At 69.7% G+C, this 18,192-nt stretch carries 7 protein-coding genes and 1 riboswitch; of the genes, 5 read left to right on the top strand and 2 right to left on the bottom strand.

What is annotated here, in order from left to right; genetic code table 11:
• The first annotated feature begins 101 nt into the window (after positions 1–101).
• From ACEN9Q_RS11525 to mntP, 4 genes are all read left to right on the top strand, one after another.
• The gene (locus tag ACEN9Q_RS11525; RefSeq protein WP_495628499.1) at positions 102–2,615 is read left to right on the top strand and encodes a glycoside hydrolase family 3 protein; all 2,514 of its coding nucleotides are present in this window, start codon (positions 102–104) and stop codon (positions 2,613–2,615) included.
• The gene (locus ACEN9Q_RS11520; protein WP_495628498.1) at positions 2,612–3,589 is read left to right on the top strand and encodes a glucokinase; all 978 of its coding nucleotides are present in this window, start codon (positions 2,612–2,614) and stop codon (positions 3,587–3,589) included. The genes ACEN9Q_RS11525 and ACEN9Q_RS11520 overlap by 4 nt, the downstream gene beginning before the upstream one ends.
• Before the next feature lie 18 nt (positions 3,590–3,607).
• Positions 3,608–4,912: a sugar MFS transporter gene (locus tag ACEN9Q_RS11515; RefSeq protein WP_495628497.1), complete on the top strand. Its 1,305-nt coding sequence runs from the start codon at positions 3,608–3,610 to the stop codon at positions 4,910–4,912.
• Between the two features lie 34 nt (positions 4,913–4,946).
• A riboswitch (yybP-ykoY riboswitch) is annotated at positions 4,947–5,129 on the top strand.
• Positions 5,128–5,697, top strand: a complete 570-nt coding sequence (gene mntP, locus ACEN9Q_RS11510; RefSeq protein ID WP_056444527.1) for a manganese efflux pump MntP — start codon at positions 5,128–5,130, stop codon at positions 5,695–5,697. (Overlaps the previous riboswitch by 2 nt.)
• Positions 5,698–5,762: 65 nt before the next feature.
• Here the strand turns inward: mntP and ACEN9Q_RS11505 are convergent, their stop codons facing one another.
• Together ACEN9Q_RS11505 and ACEN9Q_RS11500 are read right to left on the bottom strand one after the other, a co-directional pair.
• Positions 5,763–13,763, bottom strand: a complete 8,001-nt coding sequence (locus tag ACEN9Q_RS11505; protein ID WP_495628496.1) for a two-partner secretion domain-containing protein — start codon at positions 13,761–13,763, stop codon at positions 5,763–5,765.
• Between the two features lie 9 nt (positions 13,764–13,772).
• A complete protein-coding gene (locus ACEN9Q_RS11500) occupies positions 13,773–15,497 on the bottom strand; it encodes a ShlB/FhaC/HecB family hemolysin secretion/activation protein (RefSeq protein ID WP_495628495.1) in 1,725 nt (574 codons plus the stop codon).
• Positions 15,498–15,881: 384 nt separating this feature from the next.
• On the opposite strand from ACEN9Q_RS11500, the gene ACEN9Q_RS11495 reads away from it, so the two are divergent.
• Positions 15,882–18,065, top strand: a complete 2,184-nt coding sequence (locus ACEN9Q_RS11495; protein WP_495628494.1) for a hypothetical protein — start codon at positions 15,882–15,884, stop codon at positions 18,063–18,065.
• The last annotated feature ends 127 nt before the right edge of the window (positions 18,066–18,192 follow it).

Here is an 18,192-nt window from a genome sequence, read left to right as displayed (position 1 = left end):
GATTGACAGCGCGGACGTTTCCATTCAATATCTGCGCATGCGATTGGAAACCTTTCCAATCGCTTCGCAACCATAACGACATAACCCCTGGAGACACCCGCATGAACATCAACCGCACCATGCGCCTGGCCGTGGCGTCCGCGCTGGCGCTGGCCGCCGCCTGCGCCGCCGCCGCGACCGCGGCACCGCAGCTGGATGCCTGGCCGCGCCTGACGAGCGCCATCGCCCCGGACGCCGCGCTCGAGGCGCGCGTGCGCGAAATCGTCGGCAAGATGACGCTCGCACAGAAGATCGGCCAGATGACGCAGGCCGAAATCAAGAGCGTGACGCCGGACGACGTGCGCACGTACTACCTCGGCTCCGTGCTGAACGGCGGCGGCAGCTGGCCGCACAACGACAAGCACGCGAACGCGGCCGACTGGCTGAAACTCGCCGACGCGTTTTACGATGCATCCATGGCGACCGACATGGCGGTCAAGGTCCCGATGATCTGGGGCACCGACGCCGTCCATGGCCACAACAACGTCTACGGCGCCACGATATTCCCGCACAATATCGGCCTCGGCGCCGCGCGCGATCCGGAACTCGTGCGTGAAATCGGCGCGGCGACGGGCAAGGCGGTGCGCGCGACCGGCATCGCGTGGGTGTTCGGGCCGACGGTCGCCGTCGTGCGCGACGACCGCTGGGGGCGCACCTACGAGAGCTTTTCGGAAGACCCGCAACTCGTGAAGCGCCTGGCCGGACCCTACGTGACGGGGCTGCAGGGGGCACTCAAGGGCGACGCCAACGTCATCGCGAGCATCAAGCACTACATGGCGGACGGCGGCACGGAATTCGGCGTCAACACCGGCGTCGCGAAGGTCAGCGAGCGCGACATGATGAACATCCACGCGCAGGGCTACTACGCCGGCATCGAAGCCGGCGCGCAGACCGTCATGGCCTCGTTCAACAGCTGGAACGACGTCGCGGCGGGCCACGATTACGGCAAGGTGCACGGCAGCCACGCGATGCTGACCGACATCCTCAAGGACAAGATGGGCTTCGACGGCTTCGTCGTCACCGACTGGAACGGCATCGGCGAAGTGCCGGGCTGCCGCAACGATGCCTGCGCCCAGGCCATCAACGCCGGCGTCGACATGGTGATGGTGCCGAACGACTGGAAAGCGTTCATCGCCAATACGGTCAAGGACGTCGAGGCAGGGCGGATCCCGCTGGCCCGCATCGACGACGCCGTCAGCCGCATCGTGCGGGTGAAACTGCGGGCGGGCGTGTTCGGCAAGCGGCCGTCGCAATCGGCGTGGGCCGGCAGGGACGACGCGCTGCTGGCGAAAGACCTGGGCCGCCGCGCCGTGCGCGAATCGCTCGTGCTGCTCAAGAACGAGGGCCCGGCGCTGCCGCTGGCCGCCAATCAACGCATCCTCGTCGTCGGCAAGGCGGCCGACAGCATGGCCAACCAGACCGGCGGCTGGGCGCTGACGTGGCAGGGCACGGCGAACACGAACGCGGATTTCCCGAAGGCCGACACGATCCTCGCGGGCCTCAAGGCCGCCGGCGCCGACGTCACGTACAGCGCGGATGCGGCGGATGTCGACCCGGGCAAGTTCGACGCCGTGGTCGCGGTGATCGGCGAAGGCCCGTACGCGGAAGGCGACGGCGACATCGTGCCATCGGGGACGCTGCGCCATTCGAGCCGCTATCCGGAAGATCTCGCGGTGCTGCGGAAAGTGCATGGCAAGGGCAAGCCGGTCGTCACCGTGTTCCTGTCCGGCCGCCCGCTGTGGGTCAACGACCTGCTGAACCTGTCCGACACGTTCGTCGCCGCCTGGCTGCCGGGCACGGAAGGCAGGGGCGTGTCCGACCTGCTCGTCGCCGCCAAGGGGGCGAAGCCATACGAATTCACGGGCAGGCTGTCGTTCTCGTGGCCGAAGACGGTGTGCCAGACGCCGCTGAACGTCGGCGACGCCGGCTACGCGCCGCTGTTCGCCTACGGCTATGGGCTCAAGCGCGGCGAGCGTTCGCGCGTGGGCCTGCTCGATGCCGCTTACCCGCCCGGCGGCTGCAGCGCGGCGGACACGTATCCCGTCTACGGCCACGCCGACCGCGCCAGCTTCCCCCTGCGCATCCGCAGCGACACCAGGGTGCAGCCGCTCGGCGCGGACTTGAACGCGACGACGCGCCTGCCCGGCATCACCGCCGCCGTCGCCCAGATCAAGGCGCAGCAGGACGCGAAGCTCGTCACGTGGACGGCGCCGGCCACGTTCGAGGCGCATGGCGACAAGCCGCTCGCGTTGCCGGCCGCGCTGGCGGACAAGGGGCTGCTCCGCTTCGACACGGTCGTGCAGGCCGCGCCCGCGGGCAAGGTGACGATCGCGATGGCGTGCGGCGCCAGGGCATGCGGCACGCCGCTCGACGCGACGAAGCTGTTCACGCGCCTGGCTGGAAAAGGGCGGCAGTCGGTCGCGATTCCGCTCGCGTGCTTCCGCGCGCACGGCGCCGACCCGGCGCGCGTGGACACGCCGTTCAGCGTGACGAGCAGCGGCGCGTTCACGGCCGCTTTCGGCAACATCGACGTGACGGCCACCGGGGACGCCATCGGTTGCGAGGAACTGCAATGAGCGCTTACCGGCTGCTCGCCGACATCGGCGGCACCAATGCCCGTTTCGCGCTGCAGGCCCCTGGCGCCGGCTTCGCCGACATCGACGTTCTCGCGTGCCGCGACCATGACCACATCGGCGCCGCGATGGATGCCTACCTGGCCGGCGCCGCCGCGCGGGGCCACGCGACGGACGGCCTGCGCCACGCCGCCATCGCCATCGCCAATCCCGTCGAAGGCGACTTCGTGCGCATGACGAACCACCACTGGCGTTTTTCGATCGCAGAGCTGCGCGCGGCGCGGGGACTGGACACGCTCCTCGTCGTCAACGATTTCGCGGCGTTGGCGATGGCCTTGCCGTACCTCGACGAGGCGGGCCGCGAATGCATCGGCGGCGCGGACGGCGCCGCGCAGGCCGGCCGGCCGATCGGCCTGATCGGACCGGGCACGGGCCTCGGCGTGTCGGCCGTCGTCCCCGCGCCGGGACCGGGCGGCACGCAATGGATCGCGCTGGCGGGCGAGGGCGGCCACGCCAGTTTCGCACCCGTGACGCGCCAGGAGACGGCGCTCCTCGAGGCGCTGCGGGAAGAATTTGGCCACGTGTCGGCCGAACGGCTGCTGTCCGGCCCCGGCCTGGAAGCGATCCACCGGGTGCTGGCGGGCGAACGGCTGGCCGCCGCCGCCATCACGGCGCGGGCGCTGGACGGCACGAGCGCCGCCTGCCGCGACACGGCCGACGTGTTCTGCGCGGTGCTGGGCAGCGTGGCGGGCAACGTCGCGCTGACCTTGGGCGCGACGGGCGGCATGTATATCGGCGGGGGCATCGTGCCGCGCCTCGGGCCGCTGTTCCATGCGTCCGCATTCCGCTCCCGCTTCGAAGGCAAGGGCCGCCTGCAGCCCTGGCTGGCGCGCATCCCGACGTGGCTCGTCACGGCGCCGTATCCCGCGCTGCGCGGCGTGGCCGCCATGCTCGACGCCGCATCGCGACAATCATAATCATCACGAGGAGACCTCATGGCAGTATCACCGAACACCTCCGGCACGGCGCCGCTGGCGGCCGCACCCGGCACCGCCGCGACGAACACGGGCCCGCTCGTCATCGTCACGATCCTGTTCTTCATGTGGGGCCTCCTCACATCGCTGAACGACGTGCTGATACCGCACCTCAAGGCGATCTACACGCTGAACTACCTGCAAGCGATGCTCGTGCAATTCTGCTTCTTCGGCGCCTATTTCATCGTGTCGCTGCCGGCCGGCGCGCTGATCCGGCGCCTCGGCTACCAGAAGGGCGCGGTCACCGGCCTGTTGATCGCGGCCGCCGGCTGCGCCCTGTTCTATCCGGCCGCGCGCGGCGGCTACGGCCTGTTCCTGTTCGCCTTCTTCGTGCTGGCGGGCGGCATCACGATCCTGCAGGTCGCCGCGAACCCGTACGTCACCGTCCTCGGTCCGGCGGCCACGGCGTCGAGCCGGCTCACGTTCACGCAGGCCCTCAACTCGCTCGGCACCACGGTCGGCCCGCTGGTCGGCGGCGCCCTGATCCTGGCCGGCGCCGGCAGCCACACGGCGGACCAGGTCGCGGCGCTGGACGCGGCCGGGCAGGCGGCGCACCGCGCCCACGAAGCAGCCACGGTGCAGGGACCCTATCTCGCGCTGGCGGCGGCGCTCGCGCTCCTGGCCGTGCTGTTTGCGCTGGCACGCCTGCCGCGCATCGACCACGCCGAAGGGGAGACGGCCGCTTCCGGCTCGGTGCTGGCCTACCGCCACCTCGTGCTGGGGGCCGTCGCCATTTTCCTGTACGTGGGTGGTGAAGTCAGCATCGGCAGCTTCCTCGTCAGCTTCCTCGGCGAGCAGCGCGTCGCCGCGCTGCCGGCGGCGCAGGCGGCCGGCTGGGTCAGCGTGTACTGGGGCGGCGCGCTGGTCGGGCGCTTCATCGGCTTCGGCGTCATGCGCGTCGTCAGTCCGGGCAAGGCGCTCGCGTTCAATGCGTGCGCCGCCATCGTGCTCGTGCTGGCGGCCATCTTCGGCGAGGGCCATGCCGCGATGTGGGCGATCCTCGCCGTCGGGCTGTGCAACTCGATCATGTTCCCCACGATCTTCAGCATGGCCCTGCACGGCCTGGGACGCCATACGGGGCAGGGCTCCGGCATCCTGTGCATGGCCATCGTGGGCGGCGCGATCGTGCCGTTCGCGCAGGGCATGCTGGCGGACCGCGTCGGCGTCCAGCCGTCGTTCTTCGTGCCGGCCGCGTGCTACGGCTTCATCCTGTTCTTCGGCCTGAAATACGCCAACCTGCATCGCCGCCAGGCCCTGGCGGCCTGACGCTGGCCATCCGGCGGGGTTTTGCAGTAGAATGCCGGCATCCCATTGGGGAGTAGCCTGCTTCCGTCCACGCGGAAGTTCCCGTATCAACATACTCGACGGCCCACGGCCGCCGTGGTACGGGCAGCCGTTTCGGTTGGCAAGACCTTTGGTATGCCTGCGCGTTCATCGGGCCGCGCCGGCATGCCATCGTCATTTGCCCGACCGGAACCGTAATGAATTTCCTCGCTACCGCCGCACTCGCCCTCGCCATGTCCACCGACGCATTCGCCGTCGCCGTCGGCAAGGGGGCCGCGCTGCAACGTCCGCATTTCCGTGAAGCCCTGCGCACGGGCGCCATCTTCGGCGTCATCGAAGGCGCGACGCCCGTCATCGGCTGGGCGCTGGGCCATGTCGCCGCGCCGTATGTCGAAGCGTGGGACCACTGGATCGCGTTCACCCTGCTCGGCCTCCTCGGCCTGCGCATGATGCGCGAAGGCTTGTGGGGCGCGGACGTGGAGGAAGAGGACAAGCCGTCCTCGCACTCCTTCTGGCTGCTGGCCGTGACCGGATTTGCCACCAGCATCGATGCGCTGGCCGTCGGCGTGGGCCTCGCGTTCATCGACGCGAACATCGTCACGACGGCCGGCGCCATCGGCCTCTCGACCTTCATCATGGTGACGCTGGGCGTGATGGTGGGCCGCGGTCTCGGCAAACTGGTGGGCAAGCGCGCGGAGGTGGTGGGCGGCGTCGTGCTGATCGCGATCGGGGCGCTGATCCTGTATGAGCACATCGGCCACGCTTGACGCCGCGCCGATAAAAAAACGGCGGCCGGTTTACCGGCCGCCGTCGTCACGTCAGGCGTCGACGATCAGCCTTGTGGACCGGGCGCGGACACCGGCGCCGGCCCGGCGTCGGCCTGCGGCCTGGCCTTGGGCGCCGCCCGCAACACCGGCGCCGCCATCCTGATGGCCGGTGCCGCAACGTTCACGTCCGGCGCGACGTTGACGGCGGTGCCGGTCTTCACCTGGACGCCGTTGCCCGGCTGGAGCGTCGCCTGGGTCGACGTGGCCGTGCTGGCGCTCGAATAGCCGCCTTCGACGCTGGCCATGCCCGCGCCGCTCGACTTGCCTTCCTTGCTGCCGCCCGACACGCCGATGCTGGCCGCGAAGCCCGAGCTGGTGCTGCTGCTCGTGCTCTTGGCGTCCCTGAAGTCGACGCTGCCCGCGGCCACCGTAGCCGTGCCGTCCGCCTTCAGCTGCGTGCCTTCGAAGCCGGCCTGGCCGCCAGCGCTCAGCGTGAGGTTGCCGCCTGATTTGACGCCGCCGGTGACGGCCTGGCTCGACTGGCTCGTGTCGTTCTGGAAGCCGCCGTCCGCCGTCAGGCCCGCACCGGATTCACCGCCCTTGCCGCCCTTGCCGCCACCGCCGCCGCCCGATACCTGGATGCCGGCCTGGAACGAGCTGGAACTGCTGGTCGAGCTGCTCTCGTTGCGCGCCGCGTCCATCGTCAGCTTGCCGCCCGCGCCTATCGTGGCGTCGCCCTTGGCCGCGATGTCGGTGCCCTCGAAGTGCGCGTCGCCCTGCGTCTTGATGACGAGGCCCGCGCCGGACTGGATGCCGCCGGTGACTGCGGTCGACGCGTGCGCGCTGTCGCTGGCCTTGTCGAAGCCGCCGCTGGCGCCGCCCTCGACGGTCTTGGACCCGACGCCGACGCCGATATTGGCCGCGGCGTTGATGGTCTGCGAGCTCGAGCTGCTGCTGGACGTGTTGTGCGCCGCCTTGTAATCCAGCGACCCGGCGCCGATCTCGACGCCGTTGTCGCCCTTGATGTTCGTGCCTTCCATCGTCGTGGCGCCGGTCGAGGTGCTGGTGGCCTTGCCGCCCGCGTGGATGTTCGATACCACGGCCGTGCTGCTGTTCGAGCTGGACGACGACTGGGTGCCGGTGTACTGCGCCTCGATGCCGACGCTGGCGCCGGCACCCGAGGTTTGCGGCGCGCCCGAGGCGCCGGCGTTCGCGCCCGCGTCCGCGTACACGCCGATGCGGGCCTCGTGCGACGATGCGTTGCTCGACGTCCAGCTGGTGTTCGCCGCCGCCTTGCTGTCGATCGTCGTGGCCGACTGCGTGAAGTTGCCGGCGGCGTCGATGTCGGTGCCGACGTCCGTGATGTTGCCGGTCGCGGTGCGGGTGATGTCGCCGTTGCCGGAGCGGATCGTCGACACCTGCGCCGTCGTCGTGCCCGATGCGTCGGTCGAGTCGGAATGGCGCGCCTGCAGGCCGACGCCGGCCTTGGCGTCCGCGGATGCCGCGCCGCCGCCGCCCAGCACCCCGGTCGACGCGCTGGCCTCGGCCTTCGCGCCGCCGCTGATGTACAGGCCGGCCGAGGTCTTGGTCGTCGTGGTGGTCGTCGTGTTGACGTCGGTCGCGGCGGTGAACGCCATGTCCTTGGCCTTCACGTTCACGCCCTTGTCGCCGCCGAGCTCCGAACCCTGCACGGCCAATTTGTCGGCCGCGTTCACGTTCAACTTGCCGCCCGCGTTGATGGTCGTGCCGTTGTTGTGGATGCCCAGGCTGTCGGTCTGCGTCGTCTTCGTGCGCATCACGTCGATCGTGGTGTCCGAATTGGCACCCGCTTCCGCGCCCGCGCCGCTGACCATGCCGGTACGCGCGCCGGCGCTGGCCGACGCGTCGTTGTTCGAGTCCGCGTACAGGCCCACCTGCGTCGTCGTCGTCTTGCTGCTCGAGACGTGCACGTCCTGCGACGCCAGCACGTTGACGTTCTGCGCGTCGAGGCTGGCGTTGCCGCCCGTGTTGACCTTGGCGCCCTGCAGCGTGATGTCCTTGTCGGCCTTCACGTTCAGGTCCTTGCCGACCGAGATCTCCGAACCCACGGCACGCGCATTGAGGTCATAGGTATTCGTCGTCTTGGTCTCGGCGAGCGTGACGCCGGCGCTGCCGGACGCGCTGGCGCCCGCGTGCGCTTCCGCGCCCATGCCCACGCCGGCCTTGCTGCCCACGCCCTTGCCGGCCGACGCGCCCGCATCCGCCGACGCATTGCCGCCGGCGCCGTCGAGTTTCAGGAACGACGTGGTCTTGGTCTCGGTCGTCGTGCGATCGACGTCCTGGCCGGCCAGCACCTGCACCTGGCCTGCCTGGATGTCGGCGCCGCCGCCCACGTTCAGCTTCGAGCCCTGCAGCGTGAGCGTGTCGCCGCTCTTGATGTCGGCATTGCCCTTGACGTCGATGCCGGCGGCCACGTTGCGGCCCTGGAAGGTGTCGGTGGTCGTCGACGTGTTGCCGAGCAGGCCGCCGCCGACGCCGAGCCCCGAGTGTTCCGAGTAGCTCGTCGCTTCGCGCGTGTCCTGGCGCGAGATGACGTTGACGTCGCCCTTGGCGTCCAGCGCCAGGTCGCCGCCGACCTTCACCTGCGAGCCGGCGATGGTGGTGTCGCCGCCGCTCTTGATCTTGAGGTTGCCGCCGCTCGTCAGGTTCGACCCGATATTGGTCGTGGTGGCGAGGCTGCTGCCGCTGCCGGAGCCGCCCAGCAGGCCGGCGCTGCGGTGCATCTGGCTGTCGGCGGTCGTGTTCTGGATCGTGTCGAACGTGACGTTGCCGCCCGCCGCCAGGCTGGCGTCGCCGCCAGCCTTGACGTCGGCGCCCTTGACCGTGATGTCCTTGGCCGCGTCGAGACTCAGCTTGCCGGTCGCTTCGATGCCCGCGGCCGCGCCGATGGTCGTGCGGGCGAAGTCCTTGCCGCCGTGGGTCTCGGCCACGGTCTGGTTGACGATGCTGCCGCCGGTCGACTTGAGCGCGACGTCGACGCCCTTGATCTTGCCGCCCGTGTTGGTGATGTCGCCCTTGGCCGTGATGTCCAGCTTGTCGCCCGCGATGGTGCCGCCCGTGTTCGTGACGGTGCCGGCGTCGATCTTCATATTGGTGGCCGAGATCACGGGGCCGCCGCCTTCGATGGCGTCCTTGGTCGACTTGGCGAGGTAGACGACCGGCGCGACGACCTTCTGGCCGCCCACGACGGTTTCCACCATCCACACCATGTCCTCGGTCAGGTTCGCGACCTGGTCCGGACTCAGCGCCTGGCCGTACACGAGCCCCAGCTTGCCCGCCTCGGCGGACGCGTTGTCCATCAGCGCCTGCATCTGCGCCGCTTCGCTGTCCATGCCTTTCAGGACGTTGGCGCCGGTCTGGGCGATCAGCTGGTCGCGCACGAGCTTGGCCTCGTAGTTGGCGTCGCCCAGGCGTTTCACTTCCTTGTCGGGGTTGATGTTCAGGAGTTTCGTCAGATAGTCCGAGCCGACCGAATTGCTGCCCGCGCCGAACAGCGGGTTCGTCTCGACGAGGTATTGCGAGTTCGGGTCCCTGGCCGTGACGAAGTAGCCGTTCGGGTTCGTCGGCAGGTTCAGGTTCAGGCCCTGGAACTGGATCGTCGGCGCGGCCGCGACGTTCTGCGCCTTGGTCGATGCCGGCAGTTTCTTGACGAACGCCGAGAGCGCGGAGCCCAGCGGCGTGCCCGCCAGCGGATTCGTCGCGACGGCGCTGTCGGCGCCCACGGACTGCGCCTGCGTGCCCTGCTGGTACGGCGAACCGAGGTTCATCAGGCTGCCGCCGGTGAACGTCAGATTGGTCGCGTAGATGCCGGCCTTCCATTTCTGGATCACGTGGCGGCCCGTCTCCATCAGGTGCGCGGCGGCGGCCGCCGCGTCGGCGCTGCCCGCGGAGCCGCCGAAGCAGCCGCCGTCGTTGCAGCCGTATTGCGAATCCGTGGTCGGGTAGCTGTAGTAGTACTCGTCCGGGTCGATCAGGTGGCCGACCTTGCTCATGTGCCAGCGGCGGTCGTAGTCGATCTGCTCCAGGTGCAGGTCGGTGTTGGTGAACGCGCCGCTGCCGCTGATGTTGACGTTCGGCGCCGAGATCAGCGACGCCTGGTTGAGGCCCGCATGGCCGTAGTTCAGGTTGATCGTGCGTGCCGCGATGACCTGGCCGAACTGCGTGGGCATCGGGCCGTCGAGGCCCTGGATCCACGTGACGTTCTGCGCCCAGGTGACGTTGTGGTCGCAACCCATGCCGAGGAAGGCGCAATTGCCTTCCCAGTCGTACGGCGTCGTGACCGTGCCGTCGATGACCTGGGCGATGATCACGTTCGGCACCCGGCCCGTGGGCAGGTTGTTGAAGGCGTCGCTCGTGTTGATCGTGGTGTCGCGCAGCGCGATCACGGTATTGTAGTTGTTGAAGGTGCCGGAATTGACCTCGATGTCGTTGGCGTCCATCGTGCCGGTCATGGTGTTGTTGTACACCTGGCCGGTCGCGTTGACGGTCAGCCTGGCGCCCGCGTACAGGGCGCCGCTGTTGTCGAAGCCCGCGCCGGCGGCCGTCGTCGTCAGGTTCGCTTCCGACGAGATGCCGCCCGTGCCCGTGTTGTCGAGCCGCGGCGCGCTCAGGGTCAGGTCGCCGGCCGTGTGGATGGCGCCTTCGTTGCGCACGCTCCCCGTGCCCGCGATCGTGCTGGCGCTGCCGTCCATGCCCAGCAGGATGACGGCGCCGCTGCCCTGATTGACGATGCTCGCGCCGCTCAGCGTGCCGGCGGCGTTCGACTGGATGCGGCCCTGGTTCGTCAGGTTCGCGGCATACACGCCGATGGTGTCGCCGAACAGTGTGCCGCTGTTGGTCGCCCACGCGGCGGCGGCGGATGCCGCGCCCACGTTCAGCGCGGCGCCGGCCTGGATGCGGCCGCTGTTGGTGACGCCGAAGCCGGCGGCGCCGGTGACCGTCACGCCGGCCTGGCCGATGATCTTGCCGCTGTTGTCGAGCGTCGTCGACGTGTTGACCGTGAGGGCATCCGCGGCCTGGACCTGGCTGCCGTTGACGATGGCGCCGGTGCGGGAGGTCAGGCTCGCGCCGCCGCTGGACGCGACGGTGCCGCTGTTGCCGATCGTGCCGCCGCGCAGGGTCAGGGCCGAGCCGGCACCCGTCGTCTGCAGCGCCAGGCTGTTCACGAGGGAACCGCTGGCGTCGACCGTCACGCTCGTATCGCCCTGGGCCGTGCCGCTGTTGTCGAAGCCGGCGGCCGTCGCATTCAGCGTGCGGCCGGACAGCACGGCGTTGGCGCCCATGTTGCGGACCGATTGCACGGCATGCAGGTCGAGCGCGGTGGCGGCCTTGATCTGGTTGCCGTTCTCGATCGAGGCCGTCGTCGCGACGAGACCCGCGGCGTCGGCCGCGCGAATCGTGCCGTCGTTGCTGATCGACGCGCCGCGCAGGCCCAGGCTGCCGCCGGCGGCCGTCGTTTCGAGCAGGCCGCCAGTGTCGAGCGCGCCGGCGCTGTTGACGGACAGGTTCTTGCCCGCGCTGATGGCGCCGCCGTTGACGAACTGGCCGGCCTTGGCGCCGAAGTCGCCGAGCGTCTGCATGATGCTGTTGCCGTCGGCGTTGCGCAGCACGGTCGCGGCGTTCAGCCCCAGGTCGCCCGCCGCGATGATCTGGCCGTTGTTGGTCAGCGTGTCGGCCGTCGACTTCAGGCTGGCCGCGCCGGCGGCCTGCACGGTGCCGCCGTTCGTGACGGTGCCGCCGGTCAGGGCCAGGTTGCCGCCGGACGCCAGCGTCTGGATCGCGTTCGTGTTGGCGATGCCGCCCGCGGCCGTCACGGCCAGGTTCGTGCCGGCCTGGATGGTGCCGACATTGGCGACGTCGGACGCGTCGACGACGGCGCTGTCGCGCCCCAGCAGGGTGCTGTCGGCGCTGTCGTTATTCACGGTCGTGGCGGCCGTGACGGTCAGCGACGCGCCCTGGACCAGCGCATGGTTCACGACGGCGCCGGCGCTCGTCAGGTTGGCGGCGCCGCTGGCGGCGACCGTGCCCGTGTTGGCGATGCTGCCGGCCGCGAGGGCGAGCGTGCCGTCCGCGCCGCCGTCCTTGGTCGCCGTCGTCAGCAGCTTGCCGCTGTTGGTCGCGGCGCCGGTGACGGTGGCGGTCAGGCCGCCGGCCGATTGCACGGTGCCCGCGTTGTCCAGGCTCGCGGCCTGCACGGCGACGTCCTTGCCGGCGCCGGTGCCGAGCAGGGCGCCGGTGGCCGCGTTCGTGACGGCGCCGCCGGCGTCGATGGTCAAGCCATTCGTGCCCTGCACGGTGCCGGCGTTGGACAGCAGCGTGGCCTGCACGGCGACGCGGTCGGCGAGCACGCGGCCCGGTGCCGTGTTGGTCACGGCCGCGGCCTGGGCGGCGCCGACGTTCAGCGCGCCCTGGGCTTGCAGCAGGCCGCTGTTGGTCAGTTGCAGCGGGGCGGACGCGGTGCCGCCGTCGATGGTGAGCGTGGCCCCGGCCAGTACGCTGCCGGCGTTGTCGATACGCGTTGCCGCGTTCAGCGTGGCGTCGCCGCCCGCCGTCAGCTGCGCGCCGGCGCCGAGGGACAGGGCGCTTGCGCGCGACTGCACGTTCACCTTGTCGGTGCCGGTCAGTGTCGAGGTGTCGAGGGCGACGTCGCCGTTGGCGCCGAGCGTGAGCGCGCGGTCGCCGGCCGTGGCGGCCGCGCCGCTGTACAGCGTGGCGTGGGTTGCGGCGATGGTGTCGGCGTCGAGGCCGAACGTGCTGCCCGCGCCCCAGGTGCTGCCGTCGATCGTGGCGGCGCCCGCCAGTTTGACTTTGAGCGCGGCGTTGGCGCTGCGCGTCGCGCTGGCGGTCGACGTGTCGGCGAGGCTGGCGGCCTGGATGGCGAGGTCGTTGCCGGCCTTGAGCGCCGCCTCGTTCAGCAGCACGCCGCCGGCCGCCGTCACGTTCACGTCGTGCTGGGCGCTCACGGCGGCGTTGGCGCCGCTGATCTCGACCTGGCCGGCGTCCGTGGCGCCGGTCTGCACGATCGTCACGTCGCGCGCGGCGGACACGCGGCCCTGCATGAGGACCTTGCCGGCCGCGTCGACGCGGAAGTCGTCGGCGCTGGCGGCGGCGTCGCCCAGCATGCGCACGCCCACGCCGGCCTCCGTGGCGATCAGGCGGATGCGGCCCGCGTACATGCCGCCGAGCGCGCTGGAGTCGATCGCGTACTGCGGCTTGTCGGCGCTGGCGCCGACCGTGCCGGCGATATTGCGGCCGTCGTAATGCCACTGGATCGGGCCGGTGAACACACCGAGTTCGCCGCTGCCGGCCACGTTGACCTGGCCGTCGAGCTTGACCGAGCGGGTCACCAGGTCGAGGATCTGCTGGGCGCTGGCGTTCAGGCCCGCGCCCTTGATCTCGATGTCGCCGCGGCTGACGTTAAAGCCGATCAGGTTGCCGTCGGCCGCCCACACGGGCGCGCCGGTCGTCAGCGTGACGCGGTCGGTGTTGATGAAGCCGCAGCCCGTGCACGTCAGGCCGTTCGGGTTGACGACGATGACGTCGGCGCGGTTGCCGTACACCTCGGTGTAGCCGGCCAGGGTGGAGCGGTTGGTGGAGACGACCTCGTTCAGGATGACCTTGGCCGCGTCCTTCAGGTTCGTGTTGCCGACCAGGCCCCCGGCCAGTTGCGACTGGCCCACCGCGCTCTGCTTGAACGGCGTGTTGTTCAGCACCAGGCCGTTCGCGTCCACGTTGTAGGTGTTGAACGTGTTGTGCGAGATGCCGGCCCCGTTCGGGGTGTCGATGTTCACGACGGGCACGCCGTTCGGCGCGATATAGGTATTGGTCTTGCCGCCGGCGGGGACGGCCGACGTGGGTGTCCTGACCTGGGCCCAGGCGGCATCCGGCGCGGCAACGGCGCCGGCCAGCACGGCGGCGGCGGCGGCCTTGACGGCGCGGCCGGACTTGCCGCGTCCGCGGGCGGTTTCGGCGGCGACGATGTAGGCGCCGCGGGCGGCGCTCCAGACGTGGCGATACGAGCGGTTCATGGTCTTCTCTCAGATCTCGATGTTCAGGCGCACCCAGGTCTGGGTGCCTTCGCGCTGGAATGCGTGCGGTTCGTGCAGGGCGCGCGTGGCGGAGACGTCCAGCGACGTCCGCTTCCACGCGATGTTCAGGCCCAGCGCGGCGCCGGACAGCGTGCCGTCCGGGTTGCCGGCGACGCGGTTCTTGACATGGCCGACGTCCAGGCCCGCGTAGGCGCGCAGCGGGAACATCTGGCCGAACAGCGGCAGGACCGGACGCACGAAGAACTCGTTGCGCAGGTACGCGCCGTGGTCGCCGGACAGCGTGTTGTTGTAGAAGCCGCGCACCGTGTACGGGCCGCCGATCAGCATCTGCTCCGTGCCGAACAGCGTGTCGCGCGCGTACTGGCCCGTCAGGCTGGACGAGACGCCCGCATCCAGGCCGCCGATCCTGAAGGGGCGCATCCAGTTGGCGTTCAGCGTGACCTTGCCGAATTGCGCGCGCGGCGCGGCGGCATCCAGGCCATCCGCGTCGTGCAGGGCGCCGGCGAGGCCGAGGCCGCGCGAGTAGCCGAGATCGACGGACAGCGCGCCGCCCAGCAGCGCGGTGCTGGCCGTGCCGCCCAGGTCGAACACCGACAGCCGGCGGCTGCTCACGCCGAGCAGTTCGCCGCCGAGGTAGTTCTTGCTGTCCTTGACGGTCAGGTTGCCGTACACGCCGGCGCGGGTGACCTGGTTGCGGTACAGGAGCTGGTCGACGCGCAGCGATGCGTTGCGCGACTTGCCCTGGAATTTCAATGCGTCGCCGCTGGGCAGCTGCACGGTGCTGACGAATTCGGCATCGCTGCCGGTCGCGGTGAACGTGGTCCAGCGGAACGGCACGATCGCGGTCACGCTCTTGCTTTCCGAGCCCTTGTGTTCCATGTCGTTCGGCTGCGAGCGGCGGTACGTGGCCAGCAGCAGTTCGTTCAGGCCGAGGATGCCGTCGGTGCTGAGCGCAAAGCCGGCCTGGTTGCGGCCCGTGCTTTCGGAGCCGGTGTTGTCGCCGGACAGGCTGGCGTGGACGGGGAAGGCCGGCTTGTTGTGGATGACCACCGTGCTCTCGCCCGGCGCGCGGCCCGGCTGGATGTCGAGCGTGGCGTTGTTCGACGACAGCCGGTTGACCTGGTCGATGCCCTGCTCGATGTCGCGCAGGTTCAGCAGGCCGCCGGCCGGCGGGAAGACGTTCCACGGATTGATGCGGGCGCCGTCGTCGACCCGGACGGCGCCGAGGCGGCCTTCGATCACGAGGATCTCCAGGCGCTTCTTGCCGAGGTCCTGGGCCGGCAGGTAGGCGCGCGTGGTGACGTAGCCGCGGTCGATGTAGTCCTTGGTGATGAGCCCCAGGATGGCTTCGATCTCGGACACCCCGAGGCAGCGGTGGCTGAACTTCGTGTCGATCTCCGCGCGCACCGCGGCCGACAGGCCCGGCGCGCCCTGGATGGCGATGACGTCGATGTCGTGGCAGCGCGGGCCGGCGCCGGACGCGTCGACCGGCGGGCGCAGGCGGCTCGTGTCGATGCCGGGTTCGACGCGTTCGCGCGGCTTCGCGGCGTCGATGTCGCGCTTGATGCGTTCGTCCTGCTGGCGTTGCAGCACGTCGGCGCGCTGGGTGGCGGCGGCGGGGTCGAAGCCGGTCTGGGCGTACAGGTCGGGGGCGACGGCAAATGCGGCGGCGAGGGCGCAGGCGAGCCGCGTCGGAAACTGGGAAGTGGCCATGAGAGGCTGGGCGGTCCTTGGATTGTCGAAGACGCCGGCCCGCACGGGCGGTGCGGCCGGGAACGCGCAGCGGGCATCGGGTTTTGCCGATTTGCCCGCTGGAAATGTTTTGAATCTTAGCGACGAGCGCCCGGGCTTGTCACGGTGAATCCGGCGGCAACGTTCAAAATGATGCTGTGTCGCAACGATTGATGGAACGCGCGTATCAGTTTTTCTATACTTTTGAAAAAGTCGTTCGCGAACAGGCAAGATTGCGATTGTTTTATTCTCGGTTTGCGCGCGACCAATTTCCTGCGGACAATTCCGCCGCGGTTTGACCGGATCGGCCCCGTGGGCGTACGGGCTGGGCTACTTTCAAGCTCCCATCGCAACCGAGGAGCCGCAATGGCCACATCCAACACCCAACCGCATAGCGTGACACTGGAAGTCCGGGCGCGCGTCACCGAACGTCCCGCCGAGCTGGTCACCATCGTCGCGTACGCCTTCAGCCAGGGTGGCGCGCTGCTCGACATGCAGGCGCTCGACCAGGAGGGCTATGCCAGACTGAGCATCAAGATCGGCAAGGAGGGCCAGCTCGTGCGCGTCATGGTCGGCCCCGAGCTGGACAAGGAATCCATATCAGCCGGCGAGCTGCTGCGCCGCGGCGCCATCGACCGGCACGTGCCCGTGCGCCCGGACATGCAGCGCCTACCGCCGGTGCTGTTCGAGGTGACGCCGGACATCTGGCGCATCTGGCTGGGCCGATTTTGCATGGTCAACGGCACGTTATTGAAGCGCACCGTGTCGGGCGGCGTCGTCCTCGACCTGCCGGTCTGCAACGCCACGGTCGATATCTACGAGATCGATCCCTGGCCCCTGATCATCGCCGGCCTGTCCGAGATCGACCTCGACCGCCTGCGTGATATCGTCGACGGGCCCTGGCCGCCCATCCATTGGCCCATCCCGCCCAGGCCGCCGGAGCCGTTCGGGACGCAGGCGTTCGATGCCCTGACCGACGTCGCGCTGAATCCGCAACCGCTGCCGCCGCGGGCGTTGCTCGCGAGCGCCGAGACCCGGCCGGCGGGCACGCTGGCGCTGCCGGCCGACCTGGTGCTGGCGGCGCGGGCCGACCGTCCGCTGTTCGAGCGGGCGGTGCTGGCCCATCTCGATCTGCTGCGTCCCATCCTGTGCTGGCTGTTCCGCTTCCCCGTGCGCAAAACGAAGATCGCCACCGTCACCACGGACGAATGCGGCCGCTTCCACGCGCTGATCTGGCGCTCGGTGTTCAACTTCGACCAGCCCGATCTCTATTTCACCGCGCGGCAACGCATCTGGCCCGGCTTCTGGGTGGAGATCTACGCGCCGACGCCGGTCATTTGCAACACCTGGTGGAACTACGTCTGCGGCACCGAAGTGATCCTGACCACCACGCATCCGCTGGCGCACGCCTGTCCGCCGTGCCCGCCCATCGTGGCGCCCAACAACTGGGTGCTGTTCATGGCCATCGGCAATACGTCGGTATGGCGCATCCACGGCGCCAACCTGGACACCATGACCGGCGCGCCCGGCCACGACCCGGCCAAGGTCGGGCTGCTGGACGGTACCTCGCCCTGGGGCGGCACGCTGCGGCCGCGTCTGGAGTTCGACAATTCGCTGCGGAGCGATCTGGGCGTCTATTACTATCGCGTGTCCTACAAGCGCGTCAGCGAGCCGGAGTCGGCATGGAGGCCGAGCCTCGAGGCCATCAACCGCCACTATACGCACGAGGTGGGGGGCGACCTGATCCTCGAGCAGTACGCGCTCGGACCCAAGGCGGTGGGCACCACGCCGTACTTGTACGAAATCCCGCCGGCCCTGCCCCCGATTGGCCGGTGGTCGATTCCGAACGCCGTGCTCGACACGCAAAGTGCGGTGATCCCGACCACGGCGGTGGCGCCCGGCGTGCCGTTCGACGAGTTCGGCGTGCCGACGGGGCCGGACCAGGGCGGGCTATGGCAAATCAAGGTCGAGTTGTTCGACGCGGCCGGCGCCATGGTCGATCCCGAGGCGCTCGGCATCAAGTGGCGCGTCCCGGAAAGCTACGACCTGACGGGCACCATCACCACGCTCGACGCGGCGGCGCTGGGCCTGGTCGATGCCGCGCTCAACCGCATGGTCCTGACCGTCCGGGTGGATAACAATCCGGCGTTTGCCCGCATCGACGCGCCCACCGTGGGCGGCAGCCTTGCTGCGGACGAATGCGGCGTGATGCGCTATACGTCGCGGGCCCTGCCGGTGGGCGTACCGTTCGAGGCGCTGCAGATGAATCGCTTTGCCAGCTACTCGTTCTACGTGCAGCGTGGCGCGGTGTCGCCGCCGGAATACAGCATCGCCGGGACGGCGGCGGCTTCCATCGCCACCATGCCCGGGGCAATCCCGCCGTCGCCCCCGGCCGATCCGTTGCCGACGGTGGACAGCCTGCTCGACGCCTGTACGCTGGCGGGTTTCACCGAGCAGCTGTATGTGGCCCACACGGGCACCGACGGCTGGTCGCGGCTGAGCGTCTACGACCGCAGCGCGGCCCGGGCCTTCGTGCTGGCGCCGCAGTAGACGCCGCGGGGTGCAGCGGCGCGACGACTTTGGCACCCGCTTGCAAACGTCCTGGCGCCGTTTCCACACCTCGCGTTAACGCTGTTAGAGCGTTGATTGTGCCTTACCTATCCAAGCTCCCTTCATG

This window comes from Massilia sp. Masssp93 (assembly GCF_059491295.1).
This window is presented reverse-complemented; position numbering and strand designations above follow the sequence as displayed.